19 protein-coding genes are annotated in these 26,627 nt (G+C 43.1%); 5 read left to right on the top strand and 14 right to left on the bottom strand.

Annotated features, from left to right (window positions below; all coding sequences use genetic code 11):
* Window positions 1-101 precede the first annotated feature (101 nt).
* Entirely contained in the window at window positions 102-1,382 is a 1,281-nt protein-coding gene (locus tag AAFH98_RS09230; protein ID WP_342522413.1) for a hypothetical protein, read from the top strand.
* A 37-nt stretch (window positions 1,383-1,419) separates the two neighbouring features.
* Window positions 1,420-2,910 (top strand): OmpP1/FadL family transporter, encoded by a 1,491-nt coding sequence (locus tag AAFH98_RS09235; protein ID WP_342522414.1) that lies wholly within the window; start codon window positions 1,420-1,422, stop codon window positions 2,908-2,910.
* Between the two features lie 247 nt (window positions 2,911-3,157).
* On the opposite strand, the gene AAFH98_RS09240 is transcribed toward AAFH98_RS09235, so the two are convergent.
* The 7 genes from AAFH98_RS09240 to AAFH98_RS09270 form a co-directional block, all read right to left on the bottom strand.
* A complete protein-coding gene (locus AAFH98_RS09240; protein WP_342522415.1) occupies window positions 3,158-4,165 on the bottom strand; it encodes an endonuclease/exonuclease/phosphatase family protein in 1,008 nt (335 codons plus the stop codon).
* A gap of 13 nt (window positions 4,166-4,178) precedes the next feature.
* On the bottom strand, window positions 4,179-5,057 hold the full coding sequence (locus tag AAFH98_RS09245; protein WP_342522416.1) for a universal stress protein: 879 nt from the start codon (window positions 5,055-5,057) through the stop codon (window positions 4,179-4,181).
* Between the two features lie 53 nt (window positions 5,058-5,110).
* A complete protein-coding gene (corA, locus tag AAFH98_RS09250; protein WP_342522417.1) occupies window positions 5,111-6,232 on the bottom strand; it encodes a magnesium/cobalt transporter CorA in 1,122 nt (373 codons plus the stop codon).
* Between the two features lie 111 nt (window positions 6,233-6,343).
* The gene (locus AAFH98_RS09255) at window positions 6,344-6,514 is read right to left on the bottom strand and encodes a hypothetical protein (protein ID WP_342522418.1); all 171 of its coding nucleotides are present in this window, start codon (window positions 6,512-6,514) and stop codon (window positions 6,344-6,346) included.
* Between the two features lie 115 nt (window positions 6,515-6,629).
* Window positions 6,630-7,313, bottom strand: coding sequence for a YiaD family glycine zipper/OmpA-like lipoprotein (locus AAFH98_RS09260; protein ID WP_342522419.1), 684 nt, complete (start codon window positions 7,311-7,313; stop codon window positions 6,630-6,632).
* Between the two features lie 75 nt (window positions 7,314-7,388).
* On the bottom strand, window positions 7,389-9,935 hold the full coding sequence (locus tag AAFH98_RS09265; protein ID WP_342522420.1) for an ABC transporter permease: 2,547 nt from the start codon (window positions 9,933-9,935) through the stop codon (window positions 7,389-7,391).
* Between the two features lie 21 nt (window positions 9,936-9,956).
* Window positions 9,957-10,676, bottom strand: a complete 720-nt coding sequence (locus AAFH98_RS09270; RefSeq protein WP_342522421.1) for an ABC transporter ATP-binding protein — start codon at window positions 10,674-10,676, stop codon at window positions 9,957-9,959.
* 124 nt (window positions 10,677-10,800) lie between these two features.
* Here AAFH98_RS09270 and AAFH98_RS09275 point away from each other — a divergent pair, with 124 nt between their 5' ends.
* Window positions 10,801-11,451 (top strand): arylesterase, encoded by a 651-nt coding sequence (locus tag AAFH98_RS09275; protein WP_342522422.1) that lies wholly within the window; start codon window positions 10,801-10,803, stop codon window positions 11,449-11,451.
* Window positions 11,452-11,467: 16 nt separating this feature from the next.
* Here AAFH98_RS09275 and AAFH98_RS09280 read toward each other — a convergent pair whose 3' ends face one another.
* Window positions 11,468-12,976, bottom strand: a complete 1,509-nt coding sequence (locus AAFH98_RS09280; protein ID WP_342522423.1) for a helix-turn-helix domain-containing protein — start codon at window positions 12,974-12,976, stop codon at window positions 11,468-11,470.
* 186 nt (window positions 12,977-13,162) lie between these two features.
* Here AAFH98_RS09280 and AAFH98_RS09285 point away from each other — a divergent pair, with 186 nt between their 5' ends.
* Entirely contained in the window at window positions 13,163-14,848 is a 1,686-nt protein-coding gene (locus AAFH98_RS09285) for a malate synthase (protein WP_342522424.1), read from the top strand.
* A 12-nt stretch (window positions 14,849-14,860) separates the two neighbouring features.
* Complete coding sequence (gene aceA, locus AAFH98_RS09290) at window positions 14,861-16,129, top strand: isocitrate lyase (RefSeq protein ID WP_342522425.1); 1,269 nt, start codon at window positions 14,861-14,863, stop codon at window positions 16,127-16,129.
* A gap of 53 nt (window positions 16,130-16,182) precedes the next feature.
* Here the strand turns inward: aceA and AAFH98_RS09295 are convergent, their stop codons facing one another.
* The 6 genes from AAFH98_RS09295 to AAFH98_RS09320 all read right to left on the bottom strand — a co-directional run bounded on the left by AAFH98_RS09295 (window position 16,183) and on the right by AAFH98_RS09320 (window position 26,154).
* Complete coding sequence (locus tag AAFH98_RS09295) at window positions 16,183-16,854, bottom strand: SIMPL domain-containing protein (RefSeq protein WP_342522426.1); 672 nt, start codon at window positions 16,852-16,854, stop codon at window positions 16,183-16,185.
* 29 nt (window positions 16,855-16,883) lie between these two features.
* The gene (locus AAFH98_RS09300) at window positions 16,884-17,840 is read right to left on the bottom strand and encodes a threonine/serine dehydratase (RefSeq protein WP_342522427.1); all 957 of its coding nucleotides are present in this window, start codon (window positions 17,838-17,840) and stop codon (window positions 16,884-16,886) included.
* Window positions 17,841-17,887: 47 nt separating this feature from the next.
* Window positions 17,888-19,720 (bottom strand): MutS family DNA mismatch repair protein, encoded by a 1,833-nt coding sequence (locus tag AAFH98_RS09305; RefSeq protein ID WP_342522428.1) that lies wholly within the window; start codon window positions 19,718-19,720, stop codon window positions 17,888-17,890.
* Window positions 19,721-19,873: 153 nt separating this feature from the next.
* Window positions 19,874-21,895, bottom strand: coding sequence for an LVIVD repeat-containing protein (locus AAFH98_RS09310; RefSeq protein WP_342522429.1), 2,022 nt, complete (start codon window positions 21,893-21,895; stop codon window positions 19,874-19,876).
* Window positions 21,896-21,967: 72 nt separating this feature from the next.
* Window positions 21,968-22,645, bottom strand: a complete 678-nt coding sequence (locus tag AAFH98_RS09315; RefSeq protein ID WP_342522430.1) for a DUF305 domain-containing protein — start codon at window positions 22,643-22,645, stop codon at window positions 21,968-21,970.
* A gap of 266 nt (window positions 22,646-22,911) precedes the next feature.
* A complete protein-coding gene (locus tag AAFH98_RS09320; RefSeq protein ID WP_342522431.1) occupies window positions 22,912-26,154 on the bottom strand; it encodes a VPS10 domain-containing protein in 3,243 nt (1,080 codons plus the stop codon).
* Between the last annotated feature and the right edge of the window lie 473 nt (window positions 26,155-26,627).

Genomic DNA, 26,627 nt, shown 5'->3' on the forward strand with positions numbered 1-26,627 from the left:
GTGATTGAATGCAACGATACTGCTTGATACCATTGTTATAGATAATGACAGAAGCAGGTGATTTCTTCTGCCAAATTTATGGGTAAAATATGGAGTCTATTATGAAATTTATGAAAGTGTTTGTTATCACCCTGTTAGCGCTTTTCCTCACTGGTTGTTACACCCAGCTGCAGTACAGCCAGACGATGAAGAAAATTACGGATAAAGAAACCAATGATACTCCTGCTTATTCGTGGAGTGGAGAAGAACAAGCTGATTCTTCGAAACATACAACGAATGGGGAGGTAGCAAAGGCTGAGAAGCAAGAAGAGTACATTCCAGTTTACTATAAGGATTATAAATATGCCACTAAATACGGTAATGTTTATAATTTTTATGCTAATGATTGGTATGATTTTGATCGGTATCACCCGTACTCTTCGTGGTATCCGTTTGGCTACGATCGATGGGCTTACCACAGCTTTTATGGACGCTGGTATGATCGCCCCCATTATGGATTCTCTTTTAGTTTAAGTTGGGGATGGCCACATTATCATTACGGGTATTATGATCCTTTCTATGACCCCTATTATGATTACTACTGGCACCGATATCACAACCGATATACATATGGCTATTGGAATTACTATGGTAAGTCTGGATATGGGCACGGGTATTATCCCGATAAAAAAGTGAGAGAAGATCGTAATGTCCGTTATGGGCCGCGTTCTATTGGCACCAATCGCGTTGTAACAGATAGAAATAGATCCGGATCGGTAGATCGGGAGCGAAGTGCTGCAGTGACGAATCGAACATCATCAACTGTTAGAACGAGATCTACTGGAACTACCCGAACACGGGGTACTTCGAGAACTACCAGAGTTGATCGATCAAAGAGTGATAACGGCAATAGTACAGGCCGAAGCCGAACGAGAGGGAATGCTCGCGTAGATGAGGGAAATGTAATAAGTGAATATAATTATCGAAGTCGCGATTACGATTCTGACTTGCCGCTTGTTATTGATGAAGACCAGTTAAAACAAATACGATCCCAAGCAAATAGGTCTAATAATCGTGGACTACTAAATCGCTCTCGAAGTAATAATGACAGTGATAAATCGACCTTCTTCAATCGGATGCGGTCTTTCTTTGATGGCAATAATGATATCTTCAAAAAAGCAGACGGCAATCGTAGTACATGGAGAACACGTTCTAACTTCCCGACACGAAATCGTGGAACCGTAAATCGTAGTAGCTCGAATAATCGAAGCTCGGTAACACGCAGTAAATCGTCATCAAGTAACTCTCGATCGCGGGGTAGTAGCTCTTCGTCGTCGCGGAGTAGAAGTGGTGGCAGTAGTTCGGATTCCGATTCCGGTTCAGATCGCAGTCGCGGTAACTAACATTATATTTCGGTTATAATCCCTTAAATTCAGTTCTATGATTATCAATACCAGAGGTTTGTCAAAGAGTGGCGTTTTTATTCTGTTTATTATTGGAATCTTATCCAGTACTATGCAGGCACAAAGTGCTGATGACGTGCTGCGATATAGTCTGGAATATCCCTCCAACGATCCGGTCAGTATTGTGATGCCCGGGATGACAGAAGCTACGGGATTTGGAGCGTATCAGCAGAACCCGGCTTCTATGGCTCTATTTGATGATAGCTTTCTCTCATTTGGATTGGGTAGCCGTTTTGTAGATGAAACGGGTACATACTTGGGTAATACAGCTAATGATTCCGATAATCAGACGGGAGTCAGTGATTTGGGATTTGTCTATAAAGTACCAACAACTCGTGGTAGTTTAGTGGTTGGGGGAGGATATAGCCAGACCACAGATTTTAATCGCGTGCTTTCAGCATCAGGCAGAAACCAGCAATCAACTATCACCGATTTTTATAATACCACAGCAGATGATTCGCTCTTTTTTGCTGCTTTTGATACCTACGCTATTGATTTTGCCACTACGGATAGTTCTTTCTCTGAAACATCATCTATTTTTCGGATAGGTTTTCCGCAATTTCCAGGTATCAACCAAGATATAGAGATGACTGAGCGTGGCGCCACGGGAGAGTATTCTCTGTTTTTAGCAACTGAATTCCTTGAAAACCTATATGTTGGGGGATCAATTGGCTACTATAGTGGCACATATGAGTACCGACGTGATTTTTTAGAATCTGATCGCGAAGATGACTACAGTGCAGCATTTATAGATTCTGATGGTGATGGAAATCCTGATACAGATATTGATAATATATTAAGCGAGGATCGGATCGATTCTGAGATAAAAGCGTTTAGTGCTCGATTGGGATTGATCTATGAACCTGTGTCCAAGCTAAAAATTGCGGCCAGTTATGCTTTTCCATCCAAGCTATATATTGATGAGCGTTTTAACACCGAGATTACCACGACATTCGATAACAGTATTCAATTCTCTGATGATGCGCCCGGCCAGTTTTCGTATTCAATAACTAAGCCTCAGCGCGTTAAAGCCGGCGTATCTTTCCAAGGGGGGGCGAACCTGACGTTATCCGGATCTGCGGAAGCGGTTAGTTATTCAAATGCAAAAATTGAGTTTGATGAAATTGATTTAAATCCGCTTGAAAGTGATATCAATTCACAGGTTAAAGCCGCATTTAATGATGTGATCAACCTGCGTGGCGGTTTAGAATATGCTTTTAATGATGATTTTACCGGTCGCTTTGGGTATGCTTATTATCCCAATCCAAAGCAGGCAGGGAGTGATCGGCAGTTTCTTAGCGGAGGGTTTAGTGCCACGTTAACCAAGGGACTCATTTTTGACTTTGGACTACAATATAGTTTCTGGGAAGATCAGAATGCATTATATAGTACGCCATCAATTACCGAAACGGTTCAGGAAGATGTTACGCGTCTGCATGTAATGACTGGCCTGCGGATGATCCTGTAGATTAACACATCTTGGTTCAGGAGCTGGTTTTTCTTTCCGCAATATAAGGCATGGGATGAGAGAACCGTTAAGTATAGCGTATACGACATTAGTACGTCTTATCTAAAGACATACTAATGTCATTTAGCTTGTTGTCATGGGCATAGGCTGAGCCTTTACTTGTAGGGTAATCCCATTCCGGCACTTAACTCCGGAATGAGGATGAAAGGTAGGCCGAGAAAGGGTATACAAAAATTGTTATAAAGGTCTACTGGATGTTAAACTTGGTCCATACTGGCAGGTGATCTGAAGTGGTATTGCCATAGTTATCAATATACTCCCGTGGATCATGAATTAAGGTGCTGTTTTGAGCATGCTCATCAAATAATTCATCGCTGATGGTAATGTGATCAATGATATCTTCATAATTTATGGAAGCCGATTCGCCCGTATCGGATAGTTTCTTTGTTATGACATCAAAGTTGTCGGTATCTTCAACAAATTCATCATAAGGTGTTTCTTGGTAAACCTCTTCGCCATCTACCTCTTCATAATAAATGGACTGATCAACATCGTCGTTGTAATCTCCCAGTAAGATAATATTGGCATCAGGTTTGTTATCTTGTAAATAATAATAAAGTCCCTCAGCAGCTTTTTGGCGTCGTTTATAGGCTTCGGCATATTCTTCCTCATTATCACCATAATTTGCTTTTCCATGAATGACAACTGCGTAGAATTCTTTCGTTGTATTTTCGTACGTATAGTCAAAACGAAAGAATAAAGGCGTACGTCCACTAGCCCAGTAATATGCCCAATCGTTTTGATATTCTTCTCTCACATTACTGATCGATCCTGCCTCGAGAGAATCAATGGTGTTGGTGTTATATACAAATGCCATTTTTTGTTGCTGGCTTACGTGATCAGCTGTAAAACCACTATAACCTTGCATGTATTGAACAATCTCATTCAAAGGTTGCTGGTCGTTAACTTCTTGAAAGGCAAACAGATCCGCATCCAAAGAGTCAATAACTTCCACTATATTTCTGGTTTGTTGATCTTGGTTTGAGGGGCCAGTGAACCCTGTACCGTAGCCGAGTAAATTCCAGGTTACTGTTTCAAGCACTCCATCGGGAGGAACCGGATCATTTTGTTCAATTTGTTCTTCCGGCTCTTCTTGTTCTTCATCGGGATCCTCTTCTGGCTGGTATGGAGTGCCACAAGAAGTCAGTAATAAGGTTATAAGGATTACAAAACTGAATTTGATGGTACGTAACAATTGCAAGGCTTATCTATTTCGCTTTGGGGTTTATACTTAAAACGGGGCTCTTAACATACCGAGCAATATTGGCTGTTGTGCTTCCCAGCATCAGGTAATCAATACCAGTACGCCCCACGGTAGACATGACAATAAGATCATAAGGATGCTCCTGATTATAATTGATAATGGCCTCATGAGCAGTCTCGGAAGAGACAATAACTTTTGTTTGCAGCAAATCGCCCATTTCATGCATTTCTTCTTTGGCTAAGATTTTTAGCCGTTGCTCGCGAAGTTCTTTCTTTGATTCGTCCGGTGCATCTTGATGCTGGGCATCATAATTCATTACGTTAACGAGATCGAGCTTGGCATTGGCTTTTTGGGCAATTTCCATAGCTGTAGCAAAAGCCTCTTTTGAGTGATCAGAAAAATCAGTGGTAACCATAATACGATTAAGGTTACTTAGTTCGCGCTCTTGGTTGACAATTAAAACAGGTACGTGGGAGGTACGGATTACTTTTTCGGATACCGAACCCAGAAAAAATCGCGAAAAGCCGGTCCGACCATGCGTGGTCATGACGATCATATCAAAATCCTCGGCTTCCTCAGCTATAGACTGGGCTGGATTGCCGATTGAAATAAGTGGATCGGTAAGAAGGGAGGCATCAACTTCTTCGCCAGCTATTTCAGCCAGCCGGTCATGCAGAGCTGTTTCAATTTCATCGAAATCTTCCATTGTAGAAGCGCCCATTCCAAACATGTAAGGGCCTCCATCAACTTCATTAAGTGGTAAGTACGAATGGAAAGGAGTAATACTACCATCAAATAGTTTGGCCATCTTTTCAGCTGAATGGAGTGCCTTTGAACCAAGGTCTGAAAAATCGAGTGGCACAAGTATTTTAATGTTATCCATAGTAATGAAGGTTTGATGAAAGGTTATCTTAAAATACTAAATTATCTCTTTTGTCAGAACCAGCCTTTACGTTTAAAATAAACAACCATAATAACAGCAATGATTCCCATGACACCCATAGCTGCAGGATACCCCCAGTACCAACTCAGTTCCGGCATATTATAGGGGCTTGTTTCAGGGTCAAAGTTCATTCCATAAATACCGGCAACAAATGTCAGTGGAATGAAGATTGTGGCAATAATGGTGAGTACCTTCATCACCTCATTCATCTTGTTGCTCACGTGCGACATATACATATCGTGTAGCCCCAGAATCATATCGCGGTAGTTCTCGATATTGTCAATAACCTGAATCATATGGTCATAAACGTCGCGCAAGTAAATTTTGGTGCCATCGTCGATAAATTTAGACTCGTCTCTGATGGCCGTATTCATGGCATCACGCAGCGGCCAGACAGACTTTCGGAAAAAGATAATTTCGCGGCGAATTTTGTGAATCTGTTCCAGCAGGTCGTCCTCGGGTTCTTTTAACAGTTGATCTTCCAACCTCTCAATATCATCAGCAATATGTTCAATGACATTAAAATAATAGTCTACGATAGCGTCAACCAAGGCATATGTAAGGTAATCGGGACCGCTTTTTCGGATACGTGATCCTTCAATGGCCAGACGATCCAGGATAGGTTTAAAATGATCGACATCAGTTTCCTGGAAGGAAAGGACAAAGTTTTCGCCCAGTACAATACTGATCTGTTCACTTTGAATTTTCTGTTCTTCCGATGAATAGGAGAGCAGACGGAGCACAAAAAAGACACAGTTGTCATACACCTCCACTTTGGGACGCTGGGCCGTGTGGACGATATCCTCTTGGATAAGGGGGTGCAGGTCAAAGAAATTCCAAATTGATTTCAGCTTTTCAGTATCATGTAACCCACTCACTTTCACCCATGTTTTTGAGGGCGCATCAAGGTACTGTTGGGCTTTTTGGATTTTTTTAATTGGAATCTCTTCAACGTGGCTTTCATCATAATCATGGACGACAATTTTAATCTCATCCATGTGTCGTTCGCCAATATGCTCTACCGTGCCTGGTGCAGTACCCGGCTTTTTTTGTTGTCCTGATCGTCGAAAACGAATACTCGGAAGAACATTTTTAATCCTTTTTCTGGTAGCCATACCTGCTATTATTTGTTTTAGATTTCAACTGTAATATGGGTAAGCTGTAATCCTAAAACAAGCCGACAAATACATGGCCATTAGGAGATTACATATAGATGGGGGTACGAATTACATATAATCTGAATTTTGGCGTTTCTTAAGAATCCAGTGGATAATAGGCGGAGCAATAAAAATAGCCACAACGATAGTTCCATTATAAAGGTAAATGGCAACAGCTATCAGGATACAAACCAATAAAATAACAATAGAAATAAGGTTTGTTTTCTGATTGATATTCATAGGCTATATCGTGTTATAAAATTGCATTTCATTATTCATTAATGAAGGTGTAAATAAAAATGGCCTCGGAAAAGTCCGAAGCCATTTTTAAACGTGGTAATAAGATTAATACTGGTTAATCAAGCTCACCATTTTTAGCGGCTTCTTTCAATTCGTCATTAGCATAAATGGCGATTTCAACACGACGATTTTGTTGTCGACCTTCCGCCGTCTCATTCGAGGTAACAGGTTCGGTTTCTCCATATCCAATAATCGTCATGCGATTTGAATCCACACCCAGAAAGGAGGTGTACTCAGCAACAGACTTACCCCGTTCTTCGGATAATTCTTGGTTGTATTTTTCAGAACCGGTATTGTCAGTATGACCAGCAAAAAGGATATTTGTATCCTCATACTTTTTCAGTATCTCTGATAGCTCAGCAATATTTTCTTTAGCCGGTTTTTGGAGGTTATAGGAGTCAACTTCAAAAAGGATACCCGAGTCGAATGTAATTTTGATACCTTCGCCTACGCGTTCTACTTCCGCATTTTCAAGATCCTTTCGCATTTCCCGAGCTTGGCGATCCATGTAATTTCCTATCGCTGCACCGGCAGCTCCGCCAACCGCAGCACCAATAATTGCTCCTTTAACGGTATTATCACCAGTAACTTCACCAATAACTGCCCCAGCTAATGCTCCAGCTCCTGCACCAATAGTACCACCTTTCGCTGTCTTGCTCCAGTTTTTACAGCTTTTGGTCGTTACTGCCAGTAGCGCAATACAAAGGGTAATTATTAAACCGTATTTAGATGATTTCATAGGAGATATATCTGTTTATTTAGGGGTTTTAAACTATGACCTTTTAATAGGTATCAACAGATAATGTTTCCTAAATTACCCGGCTTCCATTCGTAATACTTCTAATGGCGTTTTTTTATAGATGCTGCGGCTGTTAAACATACCAATCAGTATGGTAAGTCCTGTAACTACTACGGTACCAATGATAATTACCCAAGGGTTTGGTACAAAAGTGATATCAAAGTAGAAGTAGCCCAATAGCCATGTGGCTGCAACTGAGAGAATAAGTCCCGTTAGGGCAGAAAGAATCCCCAAAAACAAATACTCCACCGATAGTATCTGGATGATTTGTTTCTTGCTGGCTCCAAGAGTACGCAGCAGTACACTTTCTTTAATGCGTTGGAAACGACTGGTTGCCACCGAGCTGGCCAGCACAATCAGTCCGGTAATAATGCTGAAGAGCGCCATAAACTGTACGGCGAAAGAGATTTTGTCAATAAATTGATTAATTGTTTCAAGAATGCGACTAACATCAATAGCCGAGACATTCGGATATTCTTGAACGACCGCTTGTTGAGCTGATGCCGAAGCTTCATCCGTAGGGGCCCGCGAAACGGTCACGAAAATTTGCGGTGCTGATTCCAGAACGCCTGAGGGAAAGAGCATAAAGAAGTTGGGCTGCACGCGCTGGAAATCAACTTCACGAATACTGCTGACATAAGCTGCAACAGGTACACCCTGTACGTCAAAGGTCAACTCATCACCAATGGATAAGTTTAGGTCCTCGACGATTTCATTAGCAGCGGAGACAGGAACACGACCGGTATCGGGGGCCTGACCAATAAATTGACCTTCGAGCAGCGTTTCGGAATCAATCAGGGAGTCGCGATAGGTAGAACGGTATTCACGTCGCAAGGCCCAGTCGCGGACGTTATTGGTTGTGTCGTCATCAATGGCATCAGTGCTTTGTCCACGGAGAGAGTCGAGCCGCATTGTTACCATCGGTACATTTTGCAGGATGGGAATATCTTTTTCACCAAGTAGCTTGTTAACGCCCTCATTTTGATCCGGTTGGATGTCAAAGAAAATGAGATTTGGCGCATCATCGCGGGTTGCAAAGTCGAGCTCTTCCATCAACATATCCTGGCTAAAGTAAAGCGTGCTCACTAACAACATTCCCAGCCCGAGCGAAAGCATAAGGGTAGTTGTCTGATTATTGGGTCGATACAAGTTTGCAAGTCCTTGTCGCCATACATACGGCCAGTGAGAAGGGAAGTATTGTCGAATGAGTGTTATAAGCAACTGGGCAACGAGGTAGAGTAATCCAAAAGCAATGATCATCCCTGCCGTAAACAATCCGCCCACCATCCAATCGGCTGTGAGCAGGGTCGCATATCCCATAACAACAAGGGCAATGGCTACATAGATCATGCTTTTTGTTTTGTTTGATAGCAGAGATGTAATTGATCCCTCGATTTTCCGTAGTGCATAAAGGGGAGAAGCTTTTCGCAGGGCCAGCAGCGGAAGCAGGGCAAAAGCCAGTGCCACCCCCGTACCGGTGAAAAGTCCCAAGCCGATCGCCAGCCATGATGTTGTAAGTTCTACGTTAACAGGCAGAAAATCGCTAACCAGACCCGGCAACAGGTACTGAATGCCCACGCCTATCAACGTGCCTGTGAGGGCACCAAGAAAGCCAAGAACAACCGACTGGATAAGAAAAATGCTCATGGTCTGATTGGAAGAAGCCCCAAAACATCGCAATACCGAGGCGGTACCAATTTTTTGATTGATATAGACGTGGATAGAGCTGGCAACCCCAATACCGCCCAGTAGCAGGGCAATAAATCCTACCAGATTGAGAAATTTACTGAGGTTACCGACTGCTTCACCGATCTCTTCACGACGTTCTTCTACCGTTTCTATATTGATATCAATAGCCAGAGATTCTTCCAAAGAATCTACTTGGGCTTCAATAGCTTCCATATCCCGGTTATCATCGAACTTAAAATACTGCTTGTACTCAATGCGGCTGCCTCGTTGTACAAGATTGGTTGCCTCCAACATTGATCCGGGAATAAATACGCGTGGACCGACCATGGCTGCTGCGGCTGCTTCGCCGGGTATTTTGGTCACAGCTCCTCCAATAGCAAAAGTTACTTCTCCAACTTTGATAGAGTCACCAACCTCAATATCAAGCTGGGTCATTAGGGCCTCGTCGACAAGGGCGGTTGAATCAGATTGAAAAGCTGTAGCTGCTTCTATGGGGATAGTCTCAAGCGTACCATAAAAAGGGAAATTGCCCTTTAAGGCGCGTACGTTGGCCAAGCGCGTGTTGCCACTTTGTGGAAAGAGCACCATCGATGGAAATTCGGTAATGCGGGATTGCTCACCGCCGAGCGAGTCATAATATACCGTAAGCGTGTCGGGGGGCGGTTGTTCGGTCTCAATTTCGAGGTCGGCCCCCAGTAGTTCTTTGGATTGGTTGTCAATGGTATTGTTCAGGCTATCCCGAAATGAAGTAATGGCTACTTGTGCTGCTACGCCAATAATAATGGCCGAAATATAAACGAACAGTCGTTTTTTGTTAGATCGGGCATCGCGCCAGGCCATCTTCCATGACCATTTAGAAAAGAATGATGACATAAAGAGCTAAAATAAAACCGGTTAAACTTTTTCTGTTTCCTGGGGATGTTCTATCCAGTTGTCTTTGTGGATCTTCCCATTTTTAAGACGAATAATACGCTGACACTTTTCAGCCAATGATAGGTCGTGTGTCACCAAAACCAGCGTAGTACCTCGGGCTTTATTGAGATCAAAAAGCAGGTCTTCAATTGTCCCCCCGGTCTCAGAATCTAAATTACCGGTAGGTTCATCAGCAAAAAGAATTTTTGGTTTGTTGATGAACGCTCGTGCTATAGCTACCCGTTGCTGCTCACCGCCCGAAAGCTGAGCAGGGTAGTGACTCATCCGATCGCTAAGTCCCACCTGTTCTAACAATTCTTCGGCATCGTGTTGTACTTCGGATGTTTTATCGCCCCGAAGTTCGAGCGGAACCATCACATTTTCGAGGGCTGTAAGGGTAGGCACGAGTTGAAAGGTCTGGAAAACAAAGCCTACATGTTTGTTACGTACCTCCGCCCGCTGGTCTTCATCCAGTGGACCAAGTTTAACCCCGTTGAGTGTTACTTCTCCTGTAGTGGGACGATCAAGTCCAGCGCAAAGTCCAAGTAAGGTCGTTTTACCACTGCCAGAGGGGCCAACGATAGAACAAGTGGTTCCTTTTTCCACTAAAAAGTCGACGTGATCTAAAACGGTTAAGTTACGGTCGCCGTTTCTAAATTGTTGGGTAAGATTTGTAACTTCCAGAATCGGATTTAAAGCCATAAAAAATAATATGATGATTGAATTATGGTTTGTAACATCTACAAACGGGTGAATCATTCCGTTAAGGAAAGCGTTTCCTGAACTAAATGAAAATCGGATAACATAAATTTACTCCTGATATTTAATGAAACGATTATTGACGGCTGTTGTTTTCACTTTTTTGCTACCCACGGTTATGTTTAGTCAAGATTCCCCTGATCGCATTCTGTTTTTTGGAGATAGTATTACCGCCGGATACGGTGTGGGAGAAGACCAGGCTTTCCCCGCCTTTATCCAACAAAAGATTGATTCCGCAGGCTTAGCTTATAAAGCTATTAATGGTGGTTCGAGTGGGGAAACATCGGCCGGTGGGTTACGCCGTATTGACTGGGTTTTGCAGCAACCCGTATCTGTATTTGTGCTCGAACTGGGGGGGAACGATGGACTCCGCGGTATTGACTTAGATGCTACAAAACAGAACCTGCAGAAAATTATCGACAAGGTAGAGTCAAAATATCCCGAAGCCGAAATCATCATCACAGGAATGCAGGTTCCGCCCAATTTGGGACCAGAGTACACGCAACAATTCAAAGAGATGTACCCGGAATTAGCAAAGGCTAATGGTGTCAAGCTTATTCCATACTTTCTGGATGATTTGGGCGGTGACTCTGAGTTAATGCAATCGGATGGTATTCATCCCACTAAAAAAGGACACAAGCTGCTTGCTAAAAAGGTTTGGGAAGTTTTGAGGCCTATTTTAGAAGATAGGAATCGTGATAGCCATACTAATGAGTGAAGAGGTTAGGTTTTTTCTATTCGCTATGTTGTTCCAAAAAATATTGTAAAGCTTTTTCGCGCTTTTTTTGTTGCTGATCTTTTTTACTAATCATAGGTTCGGCGGCGCGTTCTTGGCAATCAGGAATAGGGCACCGTTCGCACGACTCGTTAACGATCCGGGTTTTAATATCGGTATCTGAAGCGAAATTCACTCCTTTTTTCAGGGTATTATTATCCAATAAGCCCAACGTAATGCACGAATTGGCTTCTTCGTTAAGAGCCAGTGGACGTGCAAAAGAAATGCAGAGATATTCATTTTCAGTTCCATAGAATTGGGAGCGCTGGATATCTATAAGTGGCTGGTTGCTCGCTTCATGCATATCGGTATCTGCTAATTTTTGCAATAACGTGATGGTGATCCATCGCCGGCAATAATGCTCGCTGGGATTAACGCGATGAGGATTATGCAGTTGAGACAGGTGCAGCTCTTTCGAAAGTTTGTATTGCTGGGATCCCGGCATATTATGGAATCGTAAAAAGAATAGTTGATCTAAGCCAAAATAGTGAGGCAAAATTTGGGTTAGCCTATGGGTAAATGTTTCGGGGGTAGTGTCGAAATAATCGATCATATCAAGCAATGGCTGGGAATCCCAGGTATCTCGATTAAAGAAATCCTGCAGCTTTTGAACAAATGTATGTCGATTCATGAGGATAGCTCCTGAAAAGTAAGAGGCTTTGAAATTATTTAGTACTTGGTTGAACGATTCTACTTTAATCCAGGAAGAGGTAAGAGCCCGTTCTTTCAAGTCAAGGATGTTGTATCCCAATTCGCGTCCCAGCACAAAGGCTTTTTGATTAGGGAAGAGCTGATCATTAATAAAAAGTTTCGGCGATTCGGTGGGGACATATATGGATCGAAAGCCCTGCAATTCAGGCTGGCTATCAAATGAGCTTTCGATTATTTCGTAATCGTAATCAGTTTCGAGAAGTGTTTTTAGTTGATTATAAGGGATGGTAGGTAGATCCATCCACTGCTTATTTTCCAGGAAAGATTCAGCGGCTTTTTCAAGCTCCTCAAAGTAGTTGTTATTGAGTTCTTGGTACGATCGTAATGCGGCCAGCAGAAAGTGTTCTACCCGCACGTCATAATTACGGGCTACCTCTAAAAGAGTTTGCAGCAGGGCGCTAAATTTGGCCGGGTCATCACCCATCAAGCCAATAAGATCACTGGTTTTAATCCCAAAAAGTTCGAGTGGCATTTCATGAAGGGCATTACTCTTCAGAAGGTCAGAAAGTTGGCCTAACTGTTTACCCAGTTTTAAGGAAACCATCTCATCATAATCAACATCGAGAGCCGTAGCAAGCGACATGATTTTGTCGGCTTTAGGGTATTTTTTGCCCTTCTCAATTTCGTTGATATACGAAGCTGAAAGTCCCGACTGTTTAGCTAATTCTTGAGTCGAAAGTTCTTGCAGCTCTCGGTATTGACGGAGTTTGAGTCCGAAAATCGCTTTAAGATTTTCTTCCTGTACCGGTTGCGACATAGCGTTTAGATGATGTTAGTGGTTTATTTTGTACTTCAATCAATGTACAAAGAAATACATCGCAAAATAAAATATAATCTATTAGCGAATATTCGCTTGTAAGTTATATTCGTTTTTACGAAATTGATTTAAAGATGTGATCTAAAAAGGGAGGCACATCATCAATAAAAAATAGAGGAGAGAAATATGCAGATAACAAAAGAGAAGAAGGGAGCGAAAACAAAAGTATATATTTCACTGGGGCATGGAGTTGAGATCAAATCTGAGGCCTTTAGTGAAAGAATGAAAGCAATTCTTAATGAAGGGTTTGTTAAACTGTTGGCTCATCTTCATCGGGACTTGGAACCACAGCGGAAATCACTCTTAAAACAACGGAAAGTCCGGCAACTTAATTTTGATGAGGGCAAGGTGCCAGAATATCTAAATAGAGATAATGAAGCGGTAACCGGGGCTTGGAAGGTAAATCCGTTACCTGATGATCTTAAAAAAAGAAGAGTGGAAATTACGGGGCCGGTAAATTCTGCCAAAATGGTTATCAATATGCTGAGTTATAATGACGAGGGCGCGAGAGCCGATATGGCGATGCTGGACTTTGAGGATTCGATGAAACCAAGCTGGCAAAATGTTGTGGATGGAATCTATAACGTAATTGGAGCGGCGAAGGGGGATCTCCGGTTTGAGCAACTGGCAAAGAATGATGGACCAGGTAAAATTTATGAGCTAAATAAAGACGATATGCCCGGGGTGATGGTAAGATGCCGGGGACTGCATTTAGATGAGGAGAACATCACGGTTGACGGAGAGGCTATTTCAGCAGGACTTTTTGACTTGGCTGTTACATTTTATCATGCCGCCGAGCCGTTAGTTCAGCGAGGGCGTACACCTAAATATTATGTCCCCAAATGTGAGTCATACCAAGAAGCACGCTGGTGGAATAATCTTTTTGAAATGTTGGAAGGTAAGCTGAAATATGAAACGGGTACCTTGCGAGCTACCTTTTTGATAGAAACATTGACTGCTGCTTTCCAGATCGAGGAGATACTTTATGAAATTCGTGATCACGCCGCGGGATTAAATGTTGGTCGATGGGATAAGATATTTAGTGACATTAAAGTGTTGCGCTATCATAAAGATCGGATTATGCCCGATCGAGGCACTATCGATATGAGCAAGCCCTGGATGGATCAATATGCTAAGCGGTTGATTAAAGTTTGTCATAGCCGTGGTGCTATGGCCATTGGCGGCATGTCGGCATTTACACCGGGTAAAGATCCCGAGTTGCGAAAAGAGCAAACGGCGAAAGTGCTTGCTGATAAAAAGAACGAGCACGATATCGGTCATGATGGCTGCTGGGTTTCGCATCCTTATTTTATAACTTCTGCGCTGGAGTGTTTTCCTGAAGAAAATCAGCTGGATCGAACACTACCTAATCAAGATAAATATCCCGAACTGTTACCGCAGGGTGGCGGCGATATTACCGAGGCCGGCTTACGAACGAACATCCGTGTGGGTATTGCTTATATGCAAGGATGGAATCAGGATATAGGGTGTGTGGCGTGGGATAATTTGATGGAAGATCTTGCGACGCTGGAAATTTCACGGGCTCAAATTTGGCAGTGGATTCATCACAAAGTAGTTACAACGGATGGACGAATGATTACTCGTGCCTTGGTAGATACCTTGTTTGATGAAGAACTGAATACGATTTTGGATGAGGTTGAAGAAGTGATGGAGGGACAGCCTGCATCTGCAATACAAAAGGTGCAAGATCAATTTAAAAAGGCTCGGAAGGATGTGGGAGCAGTATTTTTGCTCGAAAATCTACCGGATTTTTTTAATACCGCACTAAGGGAAACTAACATTAAAAATTAAGAGAGGGACGTCATGAATACGGTAAAAAAATTACAAAATGAATGGGAAACAAATTCTCGTTGGAAAGGGATTAAACGTAACTATACAGCCGAGGAAGTGTTAAAGTTGCGCGGATCGGTAGTAATTCGCCAGACGTTGGCAGAGGTTGGAGCCGCACGTTTATGGAAGTTGCTGAACGAAGAAGAATTAGTTCGGGCACTTGGAGCATTAACGGGAAATCAGGCCATGCAGCAGGTAAAGGCGGGGTTGAAAGCTATCTACTTGAGCGGTTGGCAAGTAGCAGCAGATGCAAATATGGCTGGAAATATGTATCCCGATCAGAGTTTGTATCCTGCCAACAGCGTCCCGGAAATTGTTCGAAAGATTAACCAAACGCTGCTGCGGGCTGATCAAATTCATCACATGGAAGGAGATAAGTCTACACATTGGCTTGCACCTATCGTAGCAGATGCCGAGGCGGGATTTGGCGGTGTACTGAATGCTTTTGAATTGATGAAAGCGATGATTGAGGCGGGTGCTGCAGGTGTCCACTTTGAAGATCAGCTGGCATCAGAGAAGAAGTGCGGCCACTTGGGGGGAAAGGTACTTGTTCCTACATCACAATTTATTAAAACGCTTACTGCGGCGCGTTTAGCTGCTGATGTACTGGATGTACCCACGCTTGTCATTGCCCGAACAGATGCTGATGCAGCCCAGCTGTTAACGAGCGATATTGATCCCCATGATCACAAGTTTTTAACGGGAGAGCGATCGGAGGAAGGATTCTATTATGTCCGAAATGGATTGGATCAGGCGATTTCTCGCGGACTGGCATATGCTCCTTATGCTGATTTGGTTTGGTGTGAAACGTCTAAACCGGATCTTCATGAGGCGCGTATATTTGCTGATGCCATCCATGAGAAGTACCCCGATAAACTGCTGGCCTACAACTGTTCACCATCGTTCAACTGGAAAAAGAATCTTACAGATACAGATATTGCCATTTTTCAGCGTGAATTAGCGGCTATGGGCTATAAGTTTCAGTTTGTGACACTGGCCGGATTCCATTCGCTCAATTACAGCATGTTTAACCTTGCTCGGCGGTATCGCGATGAAGGTATGGCTGCTTATTCGGAGCTGCAGGAAGCTGAGTTTGCGGGTGAGGCGTATGGCTATACTGCTACAAAGCACCAGCGAGAGGTCGGTACCGGCTACTTCGATACGGTTAAAAAATCGATTGATGGAAAAGAAAGTTCAACGCTTGCACTTAGTGGGTCTACCGAAGAAGCGCAGTTTGTGTGATGATATTTAGTAATCGAGATGCCATCTTTTGAAGGATGGCATCTCTCAAACTATTACTGTTCAAAAGTGTAAACAACGGAAACATTCGCTGATACGCTTACGGATTGGTCAAATTCGAGGAGGCTGTCGGATGATTTTCTTGCTGACATTTCCATCATGGGTTGCGGTGGGCGGTGATGGTAGGAGTAATTAATGTTTTTAATTCCTGTAATCGTTACTCCTGATTCTTGGGCAATGAGCTCTGCCTTATCACGCGCCATGTTAAGTGCTTTTTTTAGTGCTTCCTCTTCTCCTTTTTCCGATTCGCTGGACATGAAATTACCACTGAATTCATCAAAATCATTGCTAATTAAGGTGATTTGGATTTGTTCATAGATATCAAAATCACTCAACGTTAGCACCACCATCTGGCTTGTTTGGATAACTTCCTTCTGGTCTCGGGAATATTGATCACTGTAGCTCTTATTGATAGAAATAGGTTCAAAATCGATATTTTCTTCCTTGATATCATGTTCTTTCAAGAGCTCTACAAGTACTTTTTCTCGTTTTTTATGCAAGTCATATGCTTCTTGTGAAGTTTCAGCCTCTGCATTCAGATTAATTTGAAAGGCAATTTCATCAGCGGGAACGGCCACTTGGGCAGTGGCATTGATAGAAATTTCATTTTGAGCTTGAGCAATGGTCGTAATTAAAAATAGTGAAATAAATAATGTCAGTGTTCTCATAGTGTAAATATCTTTATTTGGATTATATATTACTCACATAAAACGGATTGCAATTTATCTTCCGAAATGTTGGCCCCACAAACAACGATAATCGTGGTTTGATCGGCAAAACGTTCGGGATGTTTTAATAAACTGGCAATGGCAACGCCCGCCGATCCCTCTACTAACTTGCTGTGGTGCTTGATCATAGAACGAATTGCCCCGGCAATTTCGTCTTCAGAAATTAAAATAAAATCATCCACCAGTTTTTTGCACAGGTCAAAGGTGATGGAGTCTCGTTCAAATCCCCCGGCCGAGCCGTCCGAAAGCGTTGGCTTCGATTCTACTTCTTTGTATTCTCCGGATTGTACACTCACACTCATTTCCGGTGAGTTTTCAGGCTGACATCCGATAATTTTGGTATCAGGAGATTGCTTTTTTAGATAGCTGCCAATGCCCGAGATAAGCCCACCGCCGCCCACAGTAGCCAGTAAATTATCAGGAGGGGATATATGGGAGAGCATTTCTATGCCGATGGTTCCCTGACCCGCAATGATCTGTGTATCGTTATAAGGAGATATGTAGATCCATCCCTGTTTGTCAGCAGTTTTACGAGCATACATTTCTGTTGTATAGGGATCATCCCCGTGGAATTCGATTTCTATATCAAATGCCCGAATAGCCTTTACTTTAGAGGTAACGGCATTATGCGGCAGAAAAACCTTCCCCTTAATTCCCAATAAGTCGCACGCGCGGGCAAAACCCAGTCCGTGATTTCCGGTGGATGCGGTAACGGGTAATGCGTTAATATTTTGTTCTTGAATCCACTTGAGTTTATTAAGGCTGCCTCGTGCTTTAAACGACCCGGTAATTTGTTCGCTTTCCAGCTTTAGATATACATCTCCGTTGCAGTGATCACTTAACCAGTTGGAATATAACAGGGGTGTTTGGTACACATCATTTTTGATACGCTTGTACGCCTGTTCAATTTCTTCAAATAAGTTCATAACAGGTACTAACTAATTCAGAATTTTCAATTCCTGATTATAAAAGATCAAGTTGGTAATCCTTCCATCTCCATAATTTTGAGCGCATTGGTAGAAGGACAGGGGCCGGGTTTTAACTTATATTCAAATCTCATCTTGTTGCCTTCAATGGTTTCGGCAAAGTGCCAGTTACTTAATTCAGGAATTGATTCTTCCAATTGAGCCAACTCCAGGTCATGCGTGGAAACTAATCCCACACCGTTTTTACCGGCTACATTTTTTAAGAAAGCCTCACTGCCTTGCAGGCGTTCCCGATTGTTCGTACCCCGATATATCTCATCGACCAGAAAGAACACCGGTGTCTCATGATTATCGTTGAGCAGTTCAAGTAAGCCGCGCAGGCGTTTGACCTCAGCGTAAAAGTGAGAAAGCCCATCGTCCAGCGAGTCAGTGACGTTGATGCTGCTGTAAATACGAAACGGAATAATTTGAAACGATGAAGCATTAACGGGGGCACCAGCAAAGCAGAGTGACAGATTGATTCCCATCGTTCGCAAGAAAGTACTTTTCCCCGCCATGTTAGAACCAGTAATTAGCAGGATGTCACCTTTCTCATCAATTGAAATGTCATTGGTTACTTTTTCATCATGAGGAATGAGAGGGTGTCCCAATCTTTTGGCAGTAAACGGGTTATCAGATTTTTTATCAGGAATTGAAAACTGGTACTCCGGATGTAACCAACCGAAGTTAGCCATTGAACTGAAGGCCTCAAGCTGATAGAAATGAGTGAGCCATTCATCCAGTTTTGGTGCTAACTCTTTTTTATAGCGACTCAATTTTTGCGCAAAGTACAGATCCCAGGGGACCAAAAAATTAAGTAGTACCCACACAATTTCGCTCTGTTGCGATGAGGCGGCTCCGGCAATTCGAATAATTCCCTTCACATATTTTGAGGGTGAATAGTCGCTGCTCCAAAAGGGACTACAAAAAGCTTTGAGCTTTTCTTTAGAATCGTAGTTATAGGTTTCCAGGAAATGAAGGACCCCGTTAAATTTGCTAAGCTGTTTCTCAATTTGGTGAGCTTCGGTATAAAGGCCAGATATTTTTTCGCTGTTAAAGTTGTAGATCACCAAATAAGCCACGAAAGTAATAATTACATAAGGAGCCATCATGCCCATTAAATATAATACCAGTAAAACAATGTTTACCCCGGCAAGAGTACCGAGTACGGCAAGAGGCAGGATATAGTTGACGACTTCTGATTTATGCAGATAGGCCAACAGCTGATCAAGATCCCAGTCGTTATCAAGTTCTTGCTTACCATTTAGCTCGGCCAGCAGGTGCAGTCGGTCCCGAAATTGCGGCAGATTGGTTAGCTCTTTAATAATGGCCTGACGATCTTTTGTTTTTTGGGGATTGGGTTTACGCTCCAACAAATATTCTGTGAGCTTATCAGTACTTCCCTGGTAGGTTGAGGTATCCATAAGTTGCAACAGGGAGTGTTTGCCAATAATGTCGAGGTCGTTAGCAAAGGGATGTTTTTCGTAATTTTTAGAAGGAGAACGTTCTGGAATCTGAGGCCAGTCCAGTGTTTGTCGTGCAATATGTTTTTGACGGATGGCTTTCCAAATTTCAAATTCTTCTTGGTGTTGTTCTACCTTTTTGTGAAAGCGGGCCAGCTGACTAAATCCTACAATGAAAAGTAAAAGTGTAACCCAAAACAGCCATTCCGGTCCCCATTGTCCAGCTGTATAAACCAAGGCAAGTCCTCCTATAAATCCTGCAAGCCGACCCATCGAGAGTCGCCCGCTTAGTTGATCAAGGGATTTTATTTTGTGTTGTAAACGCCGGACTTGGTTTTGGAGTGCGTTTTGTAATGACTGTCGTGAATAGGTATTCATGTAGTAAGATTTGGGATGAAATTGCTATGCCAAAGGATAGAGAAAGGAATGAAAAAAATCAGCTAAAAAAGAAAGACTCTCACCGGATAATAAATATCCAATGAGAGCCTAAAAATCTATCAAAAGATTACCGTCTAAAAAGCGGGAATCCTTTTATTCAGCCAATTTCTGTAGGGTATCTACCAGCTTATTGACTTTTGCTGTTTGGCTGGAGCTACTGGCTTGTCTGTCAAGCTCTGTCGCCAATCCAGAAAGGATTTTTGACTGATTAGAACCAGAAGCATTTTCAGCGTTGGCAATTTGTTCTCTGGCCGATGTTAGCTGATCCATTGAAAGTCCATTTCTACGCTCCAATTGGTCAATGTAAGCCTTGGCAAGGGCAAAAGTGGCAGGCCAATCATACTTGGGCTGTCCCTGTGGATTTAATTGCTCAAACGTAACAGTATTGGCAGCGGCAATCTCGTTTTTAGTGAGATAAGGACTTGGCTTAAGCTCAAAGATATCGAGTCCACGCGCAATTTCTGAGTTCACAATCTTGCCATTGTACCAGTAAACCGACCAGCTTCCGCCCATCTGCATACGGGTAGAGTCAACGGGTCCACGGTCGTGGTATGCGATTTCAACGGGGTTGTTAGGATCCGTCCAGTCGAAAATGGAGATACCGCCTTGGTACCATGATTGGACCATAATATCACGGTCAGGCACCGGAATCAAGGAACCGTTATGTGCCACACAGTTTTCCTGAGGAGTTTGTGGCGCAGGCATTTTAAAATAACTTTGGAAGTCCATCTTATTGTCATCGCTAATGGTAAAGATGGCATTGGCGCCCCATTCCATAGGATCTTTTTCGCGGCACTTAGGTTGTCCGCCACCGCCCCACTCATCAGTAAACAACACTTTGTCGCCTTCATTGTTGAATGTGGCTGAGTGCCAGTAGGCAAAGTTCGAATCAGCTACCGCATCAACGCGTTGAGGACTGGCGGGATCGGTAATATCAAGTAGCAGACCATATCCTTCACAAGCGCCACCAGCTAATCCGATTTCAGGATAAAGTGTGATATCATGACATTGGTTGGGACCACGGTTCTCCATTAGGTTTTCCTCTCCGTCGTCATCATTTCCACCAAAGCGTTCCTCAATCATTTGTCCAATATTCTCACGAAGCATGGCACTGTCTTGTGCCGTTGGTTCGCCTTCACCACCACGTTGTTTTACAACTTGAGCAAGCATTTGTTGAACATAACGATCAGGAATAATTCGTTTTTGGCCGAATACTTCAGCAACGAATGCTCCTTCCTCTTCAGCTTTACGGATTTGTTCCATATCTGCAGGAGACATGCCGTGTGTTGGAGCTTCAGTCAGGTTTTCGAAAATGCGAGGAGAGTTCACAATTTTTGCATCCTCGGGATTATCCAACGGAACCTGAATGACCTCGATACGGAAAAGGGCAGAATTGGGGTCTTCGGATGGGGGAGCATCAGAACATCCTGGAAGTTCTTCCTCGGGACGAACGGGAGCAGATCCTGAAACATAAACGTAGACATTTTCGTCGTCATTGGGATCGTCAAGCACCGAGTGGGTATGCGATCCGCGGCAGGTCTGCACATTCGAAACGTATTCTGGGTTTTCGATATCACTGATATCAAAAATGCGAATTCCACGCAGTCGTTCTTTACTTGCTTGTTTATTGACTCCTTCTGTACCGCAATCAAGACGTCCTCCTAAACCTTCACCGGAGACAAAAAGCAGGTTACCATAAACGGAAACGTCACTTTGTGATGCCGGACAGAGAAAGTCGACTACAAGATTTGGAGAAGCAGGGTTACTGATATCCCAAACCATAAAACCATTGTAATTTCCCTGAATGGCGTAGTTTCCTTTAAAAGCCAAGTCGGAGTTGGTTGATCCAACAAAATCTTCGGGCGGAGGGGTATGGGAAAGCATATTAAGATTCCAGATCGCTTCCTCAGCATCAAAGAGCCCAGCTTGGAGTCCTACACGGGGATCCGGATTAGGAGGAGATATCTCATCCAATGATTTGATCTCGGATGTCTCGGTCGATTGATCTGATTGATTGTCGGTTGCTGTTGAAGAGGTTGAACAGGCGTAAGTACCGAATAGAGCGATCATAAATAATAGCCCCAGCCAGTGCTTACTCATCCCGTCTATACTCACAGCAGAACGTATACGGTTGTAGTAAGAGTTCATAAAGCTGATTTAAGTTAGAAGTAAAGTTAATGTTTATTCTTATCCTGATTTGGTAAGCTGATCGAGCATTTGTTGCATCCGATCAATTTCGGTGCGTTGGTCTACCTGAATATCGGATGCGAGACGGAACGCTGCACGGTCTTGTGCTGCTCCATCTTTACTAAACAGGTTTTCGACCATATATACCGCTCCGGAATGATGCTCAATCATGTATTTGAGAAAAAGTTTATCAAATGTAGAATTTTTTGCAGCAGCCAACTCCTCAATCTGTTGGTCGGAAAGAACGCCCCGCATCTTTTTATACATGGTATAGGGTTCGCCATTAATTTCAATCATCAGGTTAAGACCATCGATCTCAATCTGAGGAACTGGCTGATCTCGATCTTTAAGCCATTGCTGCATAGTAGCAATTTCATCTTGCTGGGCATTAATGATCCGGGATGCAAGCCGCTGAACGGCAGGACTTGCTCCATTTTTAGGCGCCAGCCGTGACATAACAAGGGCTTGGGCATGGTGAGCAATCATGCCCGTCATAAATTTTACATCAGCCTCAGTAAAAGAGGATTTTTTTTCATCGATACGTTGCCAGTATAGTTCTTCAAGTTCTGAGGTATCTTGCGATACAGAGGATTCTGATTTACTTGTTGTTTCTTTCGTGGATTGGCAAGCTACAGCACTCAACATAATCAGTGCTGCCCCAAGTATTCGTAAATACATTAAGCCGTTAAATTTTAGTTGCAGGGAAAGTGATGTTCTATAAAAATAAAGATTTCGATAATAAATTTATTATAAATCAAATAAGTGCTAATACCAATGACATAATTTTTAAAAGTTGAAAATTTATATGTTACCAATGGCTTTACGAAAGTGTAGCAATTGATGTTTCAGTCAATTTATTCTTTTGATCTTAAGGTTTAGATGCTTCTAAAAAAATAAAGGGATGCCCAAAGCATCCCTTTAAAATAAATATGAATGTGTGATTATTAGCTGTCCTTTATTGGAGGTGCTCCGGCATTTTGAACAGCTTTTTCGAGTTTGGGCATTACATTTTCGGTGAAATCAGTCAGATCTTTTTGAAATGCTGACAACTCTTCTTTACCCGTTTTCAATGCTTCGTGATGCATTTGTGTAGGGCCGTAAGTTGTGTTAAGTGCACGGTATCCTACAAATAACCGGGAGCGGGGTGATGTTTCATCATTAAGCTGACCAACCTCTTGCTTGGCTTCACTACCATTTATGCGTTCGTTAAGTTCTTGTAGCTTCAGTCGTGCATCGTTCAGTTTCGAAACTAAATCTGGAGCCTCCTCGTCTGCACGAGAAAGTGCACGACGCAAGGCACGAACTTTTTGGAGTTGATTTTGAAGCGTATTTGTGGTTTGTGTGAGATCTTGCTGGAAGTGTTCAAGATTTTCCCGGAACTCCGTAATTTCTTCTTTGGATGCGCCATCGAGTGCTCCGTCTCGTAGGGGCACTACATCAAAGGTAACGGGTTCGGACAGTTGGGTGACTTCACCTCGGACAATTTTAGAGAGAGTAGCTGTATACGTACCGGGTGTTGCCATAAATCCATCGTTAAAGTAACCACCACTGGACTCTTCCATTTCTACAACGTCTTTCGACGGATAGTTCAGCTCCCAGTTAACACGATGGAATCCTTCAGAAGTGGGCCCTTCAATTCTGTTCACTACATTATCGCTTTCATTTTTTATGGTAATGATAACTTTGGGTTCCTCTTCACGCATCTCGGCTTCCAAGTTTTCCCATCCAGGAAAAGATACGTCCTCATCTTCATCCAGCTCTCGTTCACGTTCCTGTCGCTGAGCTTTAAGCGATTTATAATTGTCTTTGAGATAATAAGTGAACACGGTGCCGAAAGGAGGATTTTCTGCTTTAAAGTAATCGTCACCCATCGATCCCACAACGCTGTTTTCAACATACCAAAAGGTTTCGCGTGGCGTAAAAAGTTTGGCTTCTTGATTCAACGTTTGGTTGTCAATTTCTCGCAACGGATTGTAATTATCAAGGATATAGAACCCGCGCCCAAATGTTGCCCCTACTAAATCGTCATGATCACGTTGAATCTCCAGATCGCGGAAAGCAATAGTTGGAACACCGCCATTTAATTTTTGCCAATTATTGCCACCATCCACGGTAAAGAAAACGCCGAATTCGGTACCGGCGAAAAGCAGATCTTGTTTTTCATGATCCTGAATTACGCGCCAGACTAAGTGTCTGTCTGGTAGATCATCACTGATTACAGACCAGCTTTCACCTCGATCGGTGCTTTTAATTAAATAAGGGGAAAGGTCACCGTTTTTGTGATCATCCATCGCAACATAAACGGTGTTAGCATCAAAGCGATCGGCTTTAATGTCATTAATAAATGCTTTGTCGGGCACGCCGTCGATATCGGAAAGCTCAATTTCGCGCCAGTTCTTACCACCGGTTTCGGTAACTTGAATGCGGCCGTCGTCGGTGCCGGCATAGATCAATCCTTCTTGCTGTGGTGATTCGGCCAGCGAAGTTATCGTATTGTAATTAGACATGGCCTTCATATCCCAGGGATTGTCCCAACTGCGTTGCTTACCCATAATGGGCAACTCCAGACGGTTTTGATCCAGGGTCAGATCTCCTGAGATAGCAGTCCAACTGTTTCCCCGATTTTCTGAAATCCATACTCGCTGTGAAGCGAAAAGTAACTTTGTAGGGCTGTGTGGACTTACTTCTATAGGCGAATCCCAATTAAAGCGTTCTGACTCCTCGTCCTTACCGGCCTGTGGCTGAATGAATACTTGGTCGCCGGTGGTACGATCAATTCGATGCAGGCCACCCTGTTGAGTCTCGGCGTAAAAGATATTAGGATTACCTGGTTCAGTTGCCGTATCATGGCCATCAGCAAATAGCGTTTTATACCAATCGGCATTGCGAATACCGTCTTCATTATCAGTACGTGAGGGGCCGGTTTGTGAACCGTTATCTTGTGTACCCCCGTATACATTGTAAAAAGGTTTCGCATTATCCACGGCTACCTTGTAGAATTGGGTAATGGGCATGTTATTGATGAAGTTCCAGGTTTCAGCCAGGTCATAACTTTCATAAAGGCCGCCATCCGATCCTAACAAAAGATAGTCGGGATTATCTTTGCGGAAGGCCATAGCATGGTTGTCGGAGTGCTTGGAACCTTCCTGTAAGTCGCGAAATGTTTTGCCATGATCATTGGATACTTCCGTAGTTACATCCATTAAATAAATAGTACCAAAGTGGTGAGGTGATGCATAGAGTTCTTGATAATAATGTGGGCCCGTTCCTCCGGCCACGGTATTCGACATTTTCTTCCAGGAAGCGCCGCGATCTTCGGATTTAAAAACTCCGCCTGTTGTCCGATCAAGCGTTACAGCAGCGTACACGATATCAGGTTTTTGGGGAGAAATCGCCAAGCCAATTTTACCCATGTTTGAGCTTGGAAGTCCATTTTCTAACTCTTGCCAACTTTCTCCTCCGTCGTTACTACGAAAAATTCCCGTACCGGGTCCGCCGCCCATGTAGGCTGCCGCCGTACGATGTCGTTGCCAGGTTGCGGCATATAGTTGATCTGGATTACGTGGGTCTATTACTATGTCGGTCACCCCAATCCATTCGTCATTGCCAAGTACTTTATTCCAGCTTTCACCGCCATCGGTGGATTTGTACAAACCCCTGTCACCCCCTTTCTCCCAAAGCGGACCTTGTGCAGCAACCCAGATAACATCAGAATTTTTGGGATGCACTATGACCTTCGAAATATGCTCAGAGTTTACGAGTCCCATATTCTCCCAGCTTTCACCGCCGTCGGTACTTCTATAGACGCCGTCCCCATATCCAACATGGCGACCCCCTACATTTTCACCAGACCCCACCCAAATGGTATTTGGGTTGTTGGGATCGATGGTCACTGCTCCAATAGAATAGGATGATTGGTTATCGAAAATTGGGTTCCAGGTAGTGCCTGCATTTGTGGTTTTCCAGACACCGCCGGAGCCGACTGCTACATACCATGTGTCTGCATCATTGGGGTGAATATCGATATCGGCAATGCGCCCGGAAGTAAGGGCAGGACCAATATTACGGAGTTCGAGTCCGCTGTAATTAGCTTCTGATATACTTATTTCACTGTCCTGTGCTACCAACGGTAATCCGCCAAGCACTAAGAAAATAAAAATGAGGAGTGAGGTGAGTTTTTTTTGCATGTCTATGGAATTAGTTAAAGTTACTTTAACTATAAATAATTTAATTCATAAACATCAACTCTATTATTGGGTTTAGTTCTTTATATGAGAAAAGCATTTTATACCCAATTCTATCAATTGTAGGAATGGATTTGCCATTTTTAGCAGGGTAAAAATATTGGAGCATAGAATTACCCAAAGATTTGGCAAAGTATAGGACTATGTATAATTAGCTATTTACAGGTTTCTGAATTGATTGAAAATTGAAGAAATTGATCGGTAAGGAATCCCTTGAGTACGGTTCATATTTTCCTTCATGCGGTCTTCAATTGCACGTCCAGTTTCTTTCATCGTGTCTGAGTCATTGTCTTTTGCTATAGATCTGCCCCTTGGACCAACATGCCAAGCAATTAACCATAATATTTATACTTGGGTTTGTTTTGTAGAATTGTAAAAACTACTATCAATAAAAAGGCGCCGCAACAATGTTACGG

It is taken from the genome of Fodinibius sp. Rm-B-1B1-1, assembly GCF_038594945.1.
In the GTDB taxonomy this organism is placed as follows: Bacteria; Bacteroidota; Rhodothermia; order Balneolales; family Balneolaceae; genus Fodinibius; species Fodinibius alkaliphilus.